Source organism: Mucilaginibacter sp. (assembly GCF_028288105.1).
In the GTDB taxonomy this organism is placed as follows: Bacteria; Bacteroidota; Bacteroidia; order Sphingobacteriales; family Sphingobacteriaceae; genus Mucilaginibacter.
Genome location: NZ_JAQBOI010000147.1, coordinates 1 through 14,181, shown reverse-complemented (window position 1 = coordinate 14,181; position 14,181 = coordinate 1). Strand labels below are relative to the sequence as shown.

10 protein-coding genes are annotated in these 14,181 nt (G+C 43.4%); 7 read left to right on the top strand and 3 right to left on the bottom strand.

The window, feature by feature from the left end; all coding sequences use genetic code 11:
• Positions 1-82 precede the first annotated feature (82 nt).
• Together rsgA and dtd are read left to right on the top strand one after the other, a co-directional pair.
• The gene (gene rsgA / locus JWQ85_RS10390) at positions 83-1,000 is read left to right on the top strand and encodes a ribosome small subunit-dependent GTPase A (protein WP_299467621.1); all 918 of its coding nucleotides are present in this window, start codon (positions 83-85) and stop codon (positions 998-1,000) included.
• Between the two features lie 101 nt (positions 1,001-1,101).
• Positions 1,102-1,554: a D-aminoacyl-tRNA deacylase gene (gene dtd, locus JWQ85_RS10385; RefSeq protein ID WP_299467619.1), complete on the top strand. Its 453-nt coding sequence runs from the start codon at positions 1,102-1,104 to the stop codon at positions 1,552-1,554.
• Between the two features lie 113 nt (positions 1,555-1,667).
• On the opposite strand, the gene JWQ85_RS10380 is transcribed toward dtd, so the two are convergent.
• Entirely contained in the window at positions 1,668-3,200 is a 1,533-nt protein-coding gene (locus JWQ85_RS10380) for a Do family serine endopeptidase (RefSeq protein WP_299467617.1), read from the bottom strand.
• Between the two features lie 182 nt (positions 3,201-3,382).
• Here JWQ85_RS10380 and dapF point away from each other — a divergent pair, with 182 nt between their 5' ends.
• Both dapF and JWQ85_RS10370 read left to right on the top strand, forming a co-directional pair.
• Complete coding sequence (dapF, locus tag JWQ85_RS10375; RefSeq protein ID WP_299467615.1) at positions 3,383-4,168, top strand: diaminopimelate epimerase; 786 nt, start codon at positions 3,383-3,385, stop codon at positions 4,166-4,168.
• A gap of 199 nt (positions 4,169-4,367) precedes the next feature.
• Positions 4,368-7,262: a DEAD/DEAH box helicase gene (locus JWQ85_RS10370; protein WP_299467613.1), complete on the top strand. Its 2,895-nt coding sequence runs from the start codon at positions 4,368-4,370 to the stop codon at positions 7,260-7,262.
• Between the two features lie 158 nt (positions 7,263-7,420).
• On the opposite strand, the gene JWQ85_RS10365 is transcribed toward JWQ85_RS10370, so the two are convergent.
• The gene (locus tag JWQ85_RS10365; protein ID WP_299467611.1) at positions 7,421-8,644 is read right to left on the bottom strand and encodes a PQQ-dependent sugar dehydrogenase; all 1,224 of its coding nucleotides are present in this window, start codon (positions 8,642-8,644) and stop codon (positions 7,421-7,423) included.
• A gap of 259 nt (positions 8,645-8,903) precedes the next feature.
• Here JWQ85_RS10365 and JWQ85_RS10360 point away from each other — a divergent pair, with 259 nt between their 5' ends.
• From JWQ85_RS10360 to JWQ85_RS10350, 3 genes are all read left to right on the top strand, one after another.
• Positions 8,904-9,878 (top strand): lysylphosphatidylglycerol synthase domain-containing protein, encoded by a 975-nt coding sequence (locus JWQ85_RS10360; RefSeq protein ID WP_299467609.1) that lies wholly within the window; start codon positions 8,904-8,906, stop codon positions 9,876-9,878.
• Positions 9,862-10,992, top strand: a complete 1,131-nt coding sequence (locus JWQ85_RS10355; protein ID WP_299467607.1) for a glycosyltransferase — start codon at positions 9,862-9,864, stop codon at positions 10,990-10,992. Before JWQ85_RS10360 ends, JWQ85_RS10355 begins: the two co-directional genes overlap by 17 nt.
• A gap of 88 nt (positions 10,993-11,080) precedes the next feature.
• Positions 11,081-12,319 (top strand): PP2C family protein-serine/threonine phosphatase, encoded by a 1,239-nt coding sequence (locus JWQ85_RS10350; RefSeq protein ID WP_299467605.1) that lies wholly within the window; start codon positions 11,081-11,083, stop codon positions 12,317-12,319.
• 345 nt (positions 12,320-12,664) lie between these two features.
• On the opposite strand, the gene radA is transcribed toward JWQ85_RS10350, so the two are convergent.
• Positions 12,665-14,110 carry a DNA repair protein RadA gene (radA, locus tag JWQ85_RS10345; protein WP_299467603.1) on the bottom strand — a complete coding sequence of 482 codons (1,446 nt, stop codon included), beginning with the start codon at positions 14,108-14,110 and terminating at the stop codon, positions 12,665-12,667.
• Between the last annotated feature and the right edge of the window lie 71 nt (positions 14,111-14,181).

The following is a 14,181-nucleotide window of genomic DNA, read 5'->3' as shown; positions in this document are numbered from 1 at the left end:
AGTAAGTAGAATTTATTTTAATTACCAAATGGAATTGGTTTTATTTTTTCAAAGCCTTTTATCTTTCCTAAATTGCGCACTTATGCAGGGACTGATAACAAAATCAACCGGGAGCTGGTACCAGGTACGATCTGGCGACGAAACTATCGATTGCCGTATCAAAGGGAAATTCCGGATCAAGGGTATAACTACCACTAACCCATTGGCGGTTGGCGACGTGGTTGATTTTGATATGGAGCCGGAACAAGGCACAGGTGTGATCACCAATCTGCGTCAGCGCAAAAACTATATCATCCGCAAGGCTATCAACCTTTCCAAGCAGGCACAGATCATAGCGGCTAACCTCGACCTGGCTTTGCTGGTGGTTACATTGGCCTCGCCACGCACCTCATTGGGCTTTATAGACCGCTTTTTGGTAACTGCCGAAGCTTATGGTATTCCTGCTTCACTTATTTTTAACAAACTTGATTTGTTCAGCGATGAAGGCTTAGAGATATTGGCCGATTATCAATCGGTTTATGAAAAAATAGGCTACCCCTGCTATTCTGTTTCGGCATTAGAGGGTACTAATATTGACCATGTACAAGATCTGCTGAAAGATAAGGTGACATTATTCTCAGGCCACTCGGGCGTGGGTAAATCCAGCCTCATCAACCGTTTACTGCCTGATCTTGACCTGCGCACGCATATGGTATCTGAGTGGAGCGACAAGGGTATGCATACCACCACCTTCGCCGAAATGTTTGAATTACCGCAAGGCGGATACATTATTGATACCCCCGGCATTCGCGAATTAGGTGTTATCGATATTGAAAAGCAGGAGCTAAGCCACTTTTTCCCCGAAATGCGCGAACGCATGAACCAATGCCGCTTTAACAATTGCCGCCATATTAACGAACCCGGTTGCGCCGTGTTAAATGCTTTGGAGGAAGGCGAAATAGCTATATCCCGCTATGATAGTTATTTGAGTATTTATCATGGGAATGATACGAGGGCTTAGAAGAGATTCAAGACTTTTAGAGTCAAGAATCAAGAGGGGAAAATGAGTATATAATGAATAAGTCTTGATTCTTATATCTTGACTTCCTGAATCTATTAAACATGCGAGCAGTAATACAACGTGTTTCAGAAGCATCATGCAAAGTTGATGGCGAGATAACCGGGCAAATTGGCATCGGGTTTTTGGTTTTATTGGGTATTGAAGATGCCGATACCGACGAAGATCTGCAATGGCTCGCCCAAAAAATAACCGGTTTGCGCGTATTTAGCGACGAGAACGGCCTGATGAATAAAGCCCTTGGCGATATTGGCGGTGATATTTTGCTGATCTCGCAGTTTACACTTTTCGCTCAAACCAAAAAGGGCAACCGCCCATCTTTCATCCGTGCGGCAAGGCCGGATAAGGCTATCCCTATGTATGAGCAAATGATAAAAACCTTGGAAAACATCGTCGGTAAAAAAATAGCCACCGGTGTTTTTGGTGCCGATATGAAAGTGAGTTTAGTGAACGATGGCCCGGTGACGATAACGATTGATACGAAGGTTAGGGAGTAAGCAACTCTCCAATAGACAGCACCGTCCTCTCTTCTTTGGAGAGGGCCGGGGGTGAGTCCACAAAAAAACCCGGCCTTCCGACCGGGTTTTCATATAAGAATAACACTTTTTAATTATTGAACTTCAAAAACGTTGCTGAAGCTGCCTCCATCAGGGTAATAACCCGTGATGATCAGTCGGCCATTTTTAAGGCTGGTAATTACCTTATCCATATCGGCAACGCTGTTAATAGGTTGCTTATTGATAGAAGTAATTACAGAACCTACCGGTATTTCGGTATCATCAAATATACCACCCGGGCGAACCTGGGTAACCAATACACCAGAGTTTACACGGAACTTAGCTTTTTGCGCGGCGTTTAGCGGCTGGAAGCTTGCGCCTAATTTGTTAAACAACTCAGATGCTGATTTTGAAACCGCTGCTGTACGTGCTGCAGGAGCATCAGCTTTAAGTGTTACGGTAAAGCTCTTTTCGCTGCCATTACGCAAAACGGTCAGGTTAATTTTATCGCCGGGTTGTAAACGGCCTACACGCTCTTGCAAGTCAGACGATTCATAAACCGGATTGCCTTCAACCTTGGTAATAATATCACCTGTTTTGATACCTGCTTGTTCGGCACCACCACCTGTTACCAGGCTGTTAACATATAAACCGTTAGTTTTATCGCTATTTACACTTTTAGCAGCCTCAGGGTCGCTCAGGTCTGCAAAGCTTACGCCGATGTAACCGCGTTTAACCGCGCCGTATTTTTTAATATCATTTAATACCTTTTTTGCCAGGTTGATAGGGATGGCGAAACCATAGCCTTCATAAGAGCCTGTATGCGACGCTATAGCCGCGTTAATACCAATAAGCTCTCCTGCAGTATTTACTAATGCGCCACCGCTGTTACCAGGGTTAATAGCCGCATCTGTTTGAATGAACGACTCAATACCTCTCTTTAAAGAAGGGTTTTCCTGTTGCCTAACCGGGAACGGGTTGTCATCATCTTCATCGCCACGGCCAATAATACCTATGTTACGGCCTTTAGCGCTAACAATACCTGCAGTTACAGTTGAGTTAAGTTTGAAAGGGTTACCTACAGCCAATACCCACTCGCCTACACGTACCGCATCAGAGTTACCCAATTTTACTATTGGCAAATTGGTGGCTTCAATTTTTATCAGGGCAAGATCGGTATTTGGGTCGGTACCAATTACTTTCGCCTCAAACTGGCGGTGGTCGTTGGTAACAATTTGTATCTTTTCTGCCTTAGCCACAACGTGGTTATTAGTTACAATGTAACCGTCAGGAGAGATAATTACACCAGAACCTGATGCCATTTGCGGGCCTTGCGGGCGCATGCGCTGTCCAAACATCTGTCCAAACATTTGCTCCAACTGATCTTGCTGGCCATTGCTTTTGTCGGCATATGTTGTGCGGATATAAACTACCGCGGGGGTTACTTCGGCTGCTGCCTGTGTAAAATCTGCAGCACCTGCCGATGAAACAACGGCTGCTGTTGATGGGTTGCTGGCGAAGTAAACTTTCTGTTTATCCTCCAGGGTCATATTATCGGCGTACTTATTTTCGGCAAGTTTATATACGCCTAACGCCATGGCACCACCTACAAAGGCGGTTAATAATGTTAAACCAATTTTTTTCATGTTTTTCTTCACTTTCTTTTATGTATCGAAATTAGGGATTCAAATTTAATACCATATAGACGACAATATCAATAATAAGTTATATGTAATTTTGTTAAAAATTGTTAAATTGAGATGAATAGCGGGCTATATTTGTTACATATTGTTAGCTAATTATTTAACGACTAATATAGTAAACTGTTGTGCAGATAAACTTTTATAAATACCAGGGCGCCGGGAACGATTTTATACTGATCGATAATAGAAACAATGTTATAAAAAACATTGATAAACAGGCTGTTGCAAAGATATGCGACAGGCGTTTCGGCATTGGTGGTGATGGTCTTATGTTATTGGAGAACGAGCCTGGTTTTGATTTTAAAATGGTTTATTATAATGCCGATGGTAACGAGGGCAGTATGTGCGGTAATGGTGGCCGTTGTATAGTGGCGTTTGCTAAACACCTGGGCATCATAACAGATATGACAAAGTTTCTGGCTACTGACGGTGTGCATCATGCCAAAATTTCAGAAGCGGGTAATTGGGTTAGTCTGCAAATGATAGATGTAGCCGATATTAATAACGACGGTGAAGCCTATGTGCTTAATACAGGATCACCTCATTATGTAAAATTAACTTCCGATCTGGAAACTAAAGATGTTTACAACGAAGGTTATGCTATCCGTAATAATGATACCTACAAACAAGATGGTATTAACGTAAACTTTGTAGAGAAAAACGGCGACGGCTACTTTGTGCGCACCTTTGAGCGTGGTGTAGAGAACGAAACCTACGCATGTGGCACAGGTGTAACCGCGGTAGCATTGGCCATGGCTAAACACGACCATCAAACCGGCACTATCACTACGCCTATAAAAGTTTTAGGCGGGGATCTTAATATTCGCTTTGACTACGATGGCGAAACATTCAGCAATATCTTTTTAGAAGGCCCTGCAGAGCTGGTGTTTGAGGGAGAGATAGCGATATAACACCCAGTTCCCGGATGCCCGTCTGAGCCTGTCGAAGACTTCGCTGCCAAATAATGACCGCAAATTCAGTCCAATAAGCCCACTGTTTAAACACGTGTTAGAAAAATTCATGCCCGAAAATTTTCAGGTGTGAGTTTTTTAGTTTAGGTTTGAATTTTTTGTTGATGTAGCTTTCTTTAATTTTTTACCGAAGAAATTAATGTTACGCGTAGACAGCAGCAAACCTTGCCAAATTATATATGCCATTGCCCGGCACGATTTCTTGTCGTACGTTATTGAGCCGCATATAGTTCAGTTAAACCCCAACGGCGAATTTTCATTTACCCATCAGCGTATATTCTCTAATACTGCCGAGGAATTTGCCCATTGCATTGACGATACCGACCGCAAGCTTATCAAAATCCTGGAGGATATCGAGCAGGGTAACATCATCAAAAAGTTTTATAAAAAGCCCATTCGCCCGTTCGAGTTTTTTGCCAAGATCTTTAATGAGCAGCTTTTTGATACCATCCGCCCAAAAATTGAAAAGAAACTGGTAGAGGCTTTAGGGCTAATGGATAATAAACAAATCTACTTAATGAGCAAGGAGGGCTACCCCGCCGGCCGTAAATTGCACATAGCAGATGAGGCGGCTTCGGTATTGTTCCACTTCAGGCGCAGCGAAGAGGAGATCCGCTATTTCCCCACCATAAAGTACCAGGGAATGCGCATCGAATTTATGTTTAAAGATGCCGAGATCATTTGTAACCAACCCGCCTGGATGCTGCTGGACGATACCTTATACTATTTTGAGAAAGAGATAGAAGGGAAAAAACTGCAGCCTTTTCTAAACAAACGGTTTATATCTATTCCAAAATCATCAGAGCAATCATATTTTGAAAAGTTTGTTGCCCCGCTGATAGAAAAACATAATGTGTATGCCGAAGGCTTTACTATTAACACCGAAAAGTACGATGCCACGCCTTTCCTGAAACCTATTTATGTAGAAGGCGGTACATCGCAGCTTCAATTATATTTTAAGTATGCCGGCTATATTTTCCCTTACGGGGATGGCAGGCATGTATCCGTAAGGATGGAAAAAACCGGAGATGATTACCTGTTCCACCGTATTAAACGGTCGGTAACCTGGGAAAAAGGCAAGTTGCAGCAGTTGGAAGCAATGGGACTGAAAACGGTATCGTCATTGTTCCAAAACCTGGAAGTTGTGGCCCATGATGAAGAAGGCGACCGGTCCTTTCCTGTTTTTGAATGGCTTAATCAACATCATGACGAATTGCTTGAAAAAGGTTTTGAGCTGGAACAGCCCGACGGACAAAAACGCTATGTATTTGGCAACACCAAAATAGACCTGGAGATTAGTGAGAACAACGATTGGTTTGATATTAATGCGGTAGTGTATTTCGGGCCTTATCGTATTCCGTTTATCCAGCTAAAAAACCATATCCTCAACCATAAAAAGGAATTTGTATTGCCATCCGGCGAGATCGCGGTTATCCCCGAAAGCTGGTTCTCACAATACGGTAACCTGCTCCATTTCTCTGAAGGCGGCGAGCATTTAAAGCTGCGCAGGCATCACATTGGTTTGGTGAATGATCTATCGGGTGGTGAGATGGCCGAAGTGGCCATGAACCGCAAACTGCAAAAGCTTACCGATTTTGAGGAAACGGAAGATGTGCCGATGCCCGTAAATTTTGCGGGCAGTTTACGCCCGTACCAAAAGGCCGGTTATAACTGGTTTCATTTTTTAAAGGAATACCATTTTGGTGGTTGCCTGGCAGATGATATGGGTTTGGGTAAAACTATACAAACCCTTGCCCTGCTGCAAAAACATAAAGAAGATACGGAAGATGCCGGGAGCAAAGCCACTTCGTTGGTGATTATGCCCACCTCGCTGATATATAACTGGCTTAACGAGGCCAAAAAATTCGCGCCGCAATTAAGGCTGATGGTGCATACCGGTGCATTCCGCTATAAATCGGCAGAGGTATTTGCCAATTACGATGTGGTGATCACTACTTATGGCATCAGCCGGATCGATATTGAAATGTTTAAGGCCTATTACTTCGACTATGTAATATTAGATGAGAGCCAGAACATCAAAAATCCGTCGTCAAAATCATTCCAGTCGGTACGGCAATTAAAATCGCGGTTTAAGCTGATATTGAGCGGTACCCCGGTAGAAAATTCAGTTAACGACCTGTGGACACAGATGTCGTTCATTAACCCCGGATTATTAGGTACACAGCAGTTTTTCCTTAACGAGTTTGTAACCCCAATAGAAAAGAAAAAGGATGAGGATAAGGCCCGTAAGCTGCAGGCTATTATCAAACCATTTGTATTGCGCCGTACCAAAGAGCAGGTAGCAACCGAGCTTCCGCCAAAAACGGAGAATCTCTTCTACTGCCAAATGAGCGAAGAACAAGCCGAGGTATACGATAAAGTAAAATCGGAATACCGTAACGAGTTGCTGCGAAGCATTGAAGAGGGTACTTACGCTAAAACCCAGATCCAGGTATTGCAGGGCTTGATTAAACTACGCCAAATAGCAAATCACCCATCAATGATAGATGCTGATTATGAGGGCGACTCTGGTAAATTCGAGAACGTGATACATACCCTGTCCAATGTGCTGGATGGCGGGCATAAGGTTTTGATCTTCTCGCAATTTGTAAAGCAGCTAACCATTTACCGTAACTATTTTGATGAAGAAAGCATCCCATATGTTTACCTGGATGGCAGCACCCAAAACCGTGGCGATGTGGTAAAACAGTTTCAGGAAGATACTAAAACACGGGTTTTCCTTATCTCTATAAAAGCGGGTGGTGTAGGGTTAAACCTAACCGAAGCCGATTATGTTTTCATCCTCGACCCATGGTGGAACCCGGCAGTAGAGCAACAAGCTATTGACCGCACACACCGCATAGGCCAAACAAAAAACGTGTTCATTTATAAATTCATCACTAAAGATACTGTGGAAGAAAAAATACTGGCCCTGCAGCAGCGCAAGCTAAGTGTGGCCCGTGCACTTATCACCACCGAAGAAAGCTTTATCAAGTCGCTTTCGGCAGATGATATTAAGGAGATATTAGGGTAAAGAGTAGGCGCATTGAGCGATTCCCCCCATCGGGAGGGTGCAGGAAGGTGTTTAATAAAGCGTCGCAACCCTTCCCTGCACCTACACATATCCATAAAAAAGGGTTGGTGAAGACACCAACCCACAAATTTTTTGTTTCGGTGCCCTCACCGAAACATTTATTTCTTGGCTATCCTATACAGTTTTCCGCTATCGGTAAGGCCGTATAAGGCGCCGTCTTTACCGGTTACAAGGGCACGCCAGCGCTCGTTCCTATCTCTAAGTAAACGCTCTTCGCCAACTACTTTATTTGCCTTGATAACTAACCTTGCAATGTGCGAGCCGCTTAGCCCACCTACAAACAGGTTATTCTTCCATTCGGTGATATTACCAGTATAGAAGGTAATTCCCCCGGGCGATATAGTAGGGTCCCAATAGTAAATGGGTTGGGTAACACCCTCTTTTTGCTGTATGCCGTCGCCTACTTTTTCGCCGCTGTACTCTATCCCATAGGTAACAACCGGCCAGCCGTAATTACTTCCCGGTTTAATAATGTTGATCTCATCGCCACCGCGCGGGCCAAATTCGGCTTCCCATAATTGGCCGGTTTGCGGGTTCCAGGCCAAACCATCTGGGTTACGTATCCCATATGCGTATATCTCCGGCAATGCGTTGGCTTTCCCTGCAAAAGGGCCGCCTGCAACAGCTTTGCCTGTTTTAGTGATATGGATGATTTTACCAATGCCGGCGCTCAGGTCCTGCGCCTTCATGCGGATATCGCTGCCGCTTCTTTCGCCCGTGCTTATAAACAGGTTTCCTTGCTTATCAAACACAATGCGCGTGCCATATTGCAGGTTTCCTTTATAAGCGGGTGTTGCACGGTATATCACCTCTACATTTTCCAGCTTGGTTTCATCTGCCGATAGTTTGCCTTTGGCAATAGCCAGCAATGAACCACCCTCTGTTTGCTCTGAATATCCCCAATAGACCATGCGGTTTGTGGTAAAGGACGGGTCTATGGTTACATCCAGCAAGCCACCCTGGCCACGGAACAGTACTGCAGGGAAACCGGTTATTTGTTTATCAAATGCGCCGTTTGCTTTTAATATCCGCATGGTACCAACCTTTTCGGTTACCAGGAAGCGCCCATCAGGCAGTACATGAATACCCCAGGGGTTTTTTAAGCTGTTGTTTATAACGGTTACTACGATTGGTGTTTTAGTTTTTACGCCACCTATCCGGGTTTGTCCTTTAAAGGCCGGTTTGTATTGGCTGTTAGGTGTTTGTGTTTCTACCGGCGCGAGTGTTGTATCTCGGGGTGCAACATTAGCGGCATAGCCTGTTGATATAACAGCAGAAAAACTCAGGGCCAGCAACAGGGCTTTGTTATAACGCATCATCATAAATTATTTTCGTTTAGTTAAAGGTACTACCATTTACAGCGTATTTGGTTTATGGCAAGGCATCGTAACAGATAAATTACCATTAGGGATAGGCAGGCGCAATATATAAATTCCTTTTCTTTAGGAGAACAGGGCCAAACAAAGCAAGCTGCCGTGTTGTATTATCACAATATTACCACAATTTAAAGACATGCTTAAAATTACCACTTATTGCCCCGGCTTGTAACTTGCTTTTTGTAACATTGCACAAATTTTCAGATTGACAGCTACAGCCAAAAAAATATTTTCGTACCTCATTAAAGCAACCATACTTGTTTTAGCCTTTCTATTTATTTACAATAAATTTTTAGGGAAGAATGATAGCCTGCAACAATTTGAGCGTTTAATAGCTGTAATTAGCCACCGGCAGGTTATTTATACGTTATCGGCAGTAGTGCTCTTAATGGTATTAAACTGGTTCCTGGAGAGCTTAAAGTGGCAATACCTCGCCAAAAAATTAACCACAATATCTGTATGGATAGCCATCGAAGCAGTTTTCTGCGGGTTAACCTGGGCCATATTTACGCCAAACCGTATTGGTGAATACGGGGGGCGTGTAATGTTCCTGCCAAATCGTAAACGTATACACGGCATTTTCGCTATGGCTGTTGGCGCATTCGCTCAAAATGTGATAACTAACCTGGTTGGGGTAAGCGCATCGCTATGGTTCATCTATTACTTCCTTAATATTAACCCATGGCTTTATTTGGGCCTTGTGGTGTTGTCGGTTATTTTTTTAGGGCTGTTCCTAATATTTTACTTTAATATTAAATGGCTGGTAGGATTGCTTGACCGGATCAAATTCCTGAAAAAATATCATCGCTTTTTTGAAATTATGGGCCGGTATAATATCGATGAACTTTTGGTAGTGATTGGTTACAGCCTGGCACGTTTCTTCGTGTTCTCGTTTCAGTATTACCTGATCATCCACTTACTGTTGCCTGATATACCATTTATCAGCATGATGTTAACAGTGTTTGTGTTTCTGTTTATCCAGTCGGCAATGCCATCGCTTGATCTGTTAGACATTGGCGTGCGGAGCTTTACCGCTATGCATTTATTTTTATATATAACCAACCAGCAAATAGCTATAATTGCAGCGGTTTCATCCATTTGGCTGATCAACCTTATTATCCCTGCCATTATAGGTTCAGTATTTGTTTTTAAAATGAGATTTTTTGACCGCACTGTATAGTATCGTTTCGTTAATGCTTACAGGCCTGTACCTGTTGGTGGTTGCCTATTTAATAAAAGGATGGGCCGCATTGAAGCGCGCAAATATTAGCGCGGCAGGGTTAGTTACTCCTGTAACTGTACTTATTGCCGCCCGTAACGAGGCCGGCCGGATCCGTTATACCATTGACGATATTATTGCACAGGATTACCCCAAACACCTTACTGAAATTATTATTGTAGATGACCATTCTACCGATGATACCGCGGCCATTATTCGCAGCTATGCAGATAGGGGGGTTAAATTGCTGCAGTTAAATGAAGATAAACCGCTAAACTCCTACAAGAAGAAAGCAATTGCAGAAGCTATAGCCCTATCGCAAGGCGAATTAATGGTTTGTACCGATGCCGACTGCCGCATGGGTAAAAGCTGGTTATCATCAATAGTTGGGTATTATGAAACACAGAAGCCGGTAATGATATCATCGCCGGTTACCTACTTTGAAGAGAAATCGTTGTTTGAGCGCTTACAAACGCTGGAGTTTTCTTATCTGATTGGCATTGGAGCAGCCTTTATAGGCAACGGGCGGGCATCCACCTGTAATGGTGCAAATTTTGCGTATCGTAAAGATGTTTTCTATGAAGTAGGCGGTTTTAAAGGGATAGACGATCTTGCATCGGGCGATGATGAGCTGCTACTGCAGAAGGTTGCCGAAGTTTATCCCAATAAAATAGGCTTCTTTAAAAATCGTGATGCTATAGTGTTTACCCATGCCAAACACACCCTGCAAGAGTTTTTGCAGCAAAGGCGCCGCTGGGCTTCAAAATCAACAAGGTATAAAGATAAAAAGGTTGTGGCCCTTGCTGTATGTATATGGCTGTTCAATCTGTCGTTGCTGGTAAATGGGGGGCTTAGCTTTTACAACGTGCTCTATTTTAAACTATTCCTGGTTCAGTTTCTGTTGAAATATTTAATAGAGGTGGCTTTTCTATTGCCTATTACCGCCTTTTTTAAACGGGCTAATCTGGTAGGCCTGCTTATTGTTTTAGCACCTATACATATCCTTTATTTTGTATATGTTGGCCTTATTGGTAATACCCGTAAGTATGCCTGGAAAGGCCGTATTGTACGATAAATCTGTCCTTTTTATATCTGCTCAAAAAAAAAGCGGCATACTGCTTTAAAAAAAGAATATTTCGTTATTTTGGGCTACCTAAAACGCAATGCAAAATAACCAAGATAGTTCTGGTGAAGATGAATTGATTAGACTGTTGCTTAAACGGCAGTCGGAATTGAACTCGCTGTTAGAGGTTACCAGGGCTATTAACAAAAACACCCCAACCCCAACATTAATTCAAATGTTGGAAGTTATACTCAAGAATTACTTACAGGTTGGTAAATTTCGTTTTTTGATAGAAAAGAATGGCGCATATAGCTGCATATCAAAATATGGCGGCGATATTGAATCGCCGCTTACGCTTAATAACACCTGGGTTCATTTAAACAAGATAAAATCGCCGGCCCGACTCATGGACCACACCGATAAGGTGCTGTGCCAGTATAACTATTTTATCCCTATCTATCATAAAAACAAGGCGCTGGCGTTCGCCCTGATCGGCGATTTTAATACTTCGGGCGATATGTTGAACAATGACCTGAACTTTATTCAGACATTGATAAATGTAATTGTAGTAGCATTAGAGAATAAAAAGCTTTTCCGTGAGCGCTTACAAGCCGAACGTTTTCAACGTGAAATGGAACTGGCCGTTGAGGTGCAAAACATGCTTATACCCCTAAGGGAGCATAAGGAAGAAGGTGTAGAAGTTGGCGCCAAATACTTGCCGCACCAAGATATAGGCGGTGATTATTTCGATTTCTTCCGCCTGAACGAAAATGAATTTTTATGGTGCATAGCCGATGTGTCTGGCAAGGGTATTTCTGCGGCTTTATTGATGGCCAACTTCCAGGCCAGCCTGCATGGTTTGGCCGCAATTGAAGATGAGCTAACAACAGTTGTTGAACGCCTGAATAAAATTGTAATACGCAACACTAAAGGCGAACGCTTTATTACGTTGTTCCTGGCCAAGTATAACGAGAAAACCCGCAAGCTTAATTATATAAATGCCGGGCATACCCCAACCATACTATATTCTGAAGGAGAAGCTGTGCCGCTGAAATTGGGAACAACCATGATAGGCGCTTTTGAAGAGCTGCCTTTCCTGAACGAGGGTGAAATAGATATTGAGCCGGGCAGCCTGTTATTTAATTATACCGACGGCCTAATGGATCACGAGTCGCAAAATTTAAAAAACTGGGACGAAGATAAATTATTGGAATTTGTAATAGCCCACGGCGAACTAAGCCCCGATGGGTTTAACGAGTCTTTGATGAACCATATTAATACGGTAATTAAAGGTAAACCTATTGATGATATTACGCTGTTAACGTTGAGGATATCGTAGGCTTAAACACTTGTCATGCTGAGCGAGAGCGAAGCATCTAATAGCCGACTTACATGTAGCCGATAGATCCTTCGCTATCGCTACCCATGACAATTTTAGTAAAAGGCGTGAGAAGTGTTCACGTTCACGGCCGTGAACACCATTGTGAAAGCATAAATAGCTGATAATGATCGGCTTAAAAATAAGCCACTGACAAAATAACGTCACCATTAAATCCAAACCTGGCACAGGCAAACATGCACTATAATATAATCGGTCACGCTCCCTCCCGCAAAGATCTGTCATTGCATCTTCAAAGGCCACGGGATTTGATAACTCAGGATGACAAAAGGGGAAATAAAGCGCCTACCCAAACAATAACCCAAATACTTCCTCAATCCTGCCAACAACTTTTACATCGATGGTATAGCGCGACAGGTCCAACCGCTTTTTATCCTTAGCGGCAGTTGGCATATTGTATTTTGATATAAATATCTGGTCGAACCCAAGTTTTTGTGCTTCGGCAATGCGTTGCTCTACGCGGTTTACCGCACGGATCTCGCCCGATAAACCTATTTCACCCGCGAAACAGGTTTTTGATGGAATGGGGATATCCTCATGCGATGAGATGATGGCTGCCGCCAAACCCAGGTCAATAGCGGGGTCTTCTACACGGATGCCACCTGTAATATTCAGGAATACATCCTTAGCCCCCAACCTAAAACCGCAACGTTTTTCCAGCACAGCCAGCAGCATGCTCATACGTTTGGTATCAAAGCCCGTAGCGGTGCGCTGTGGCGTTCCGTATGCCGATGTACTTACCAGCGCCTGGGTTTCTATCAGCATGGGCCTCATGCCCTCTAAAGTGGCCGATATGGTAACGCCGCTTAGGGGTTCATCGCGTTGCGACAATAATATTTCTGAGGGGTTAGATACTTCGCGCAGCCCTTCGCCAAGCATTTCGTAGATACCCAGTTCTGACGATGAGCCAAAACGATTCTTGATAGTACGCAGTATGCGGTAAACATGGTGGCGGTCGCCCTCAAATTGCAGCACGGTATCAACCATGTGCTCCAGTATTTTTGGTCCCGCTATCATGCCATCTTTAGTGATATGGCCTATCAGGAATACTGGAGTGGATGTTTCCTTGGCAAAACGCAATAACTCTGCAGTACATTCCCTAACCTGGGATACGCTGCCCGGGGTAGATTCTACATGTGATGAATGCAGGGTTTGGATAGAATCTATCACCAAAATGTCCGGCTGTAGTTCTTCTATCTGTTTAAATATGTTTTGGGTTGATGTTTCGGTGAGGATGAAACAGCCTTTACCAAATTCTTCTTTTAATTCTTTATTCCTGGCCCTTGCTTCATGTGTTTCTAAGGAAACCAATCTTTCGGCACGCATTTTTATCTGGTGGTCACTTTCCTCGCCCGATACATAAAGCACTTTTACGTTAGGCATATTTAAAGCCAGCTGCAGCATCAGGGTTGATTTACCTATGCCGGGTTCGCCGCCAATTAATACTAAAGAACCGGCAACAATACCGCCGCCTAAAACGCGGTTAAACTCTTTATCGGGCGTAAGCAGGCGGTGTTCTTCCTTAAAAGTGATATCAGCTACCTCAACCGGTTTATTAGCCCGCTGTGACGAAGCCGGACTTGCTTTCCAATTGGGAACAGATGCGCTCGACTTCTCTAAGATCTCTTCAACAAAAGTATTCCATTGCTGGCAGCTTGGGCATTTACCCAGCCATTTAGCCGATTCGTAACCACAGCTTTGACAGAAATAAGCGATTTTAGATTTAGCCATTATTAGATATGCAGATTTCAGATGTGCAAATATGCACATGTTTTGCCAATAAAATTAGCAATTATAAATGA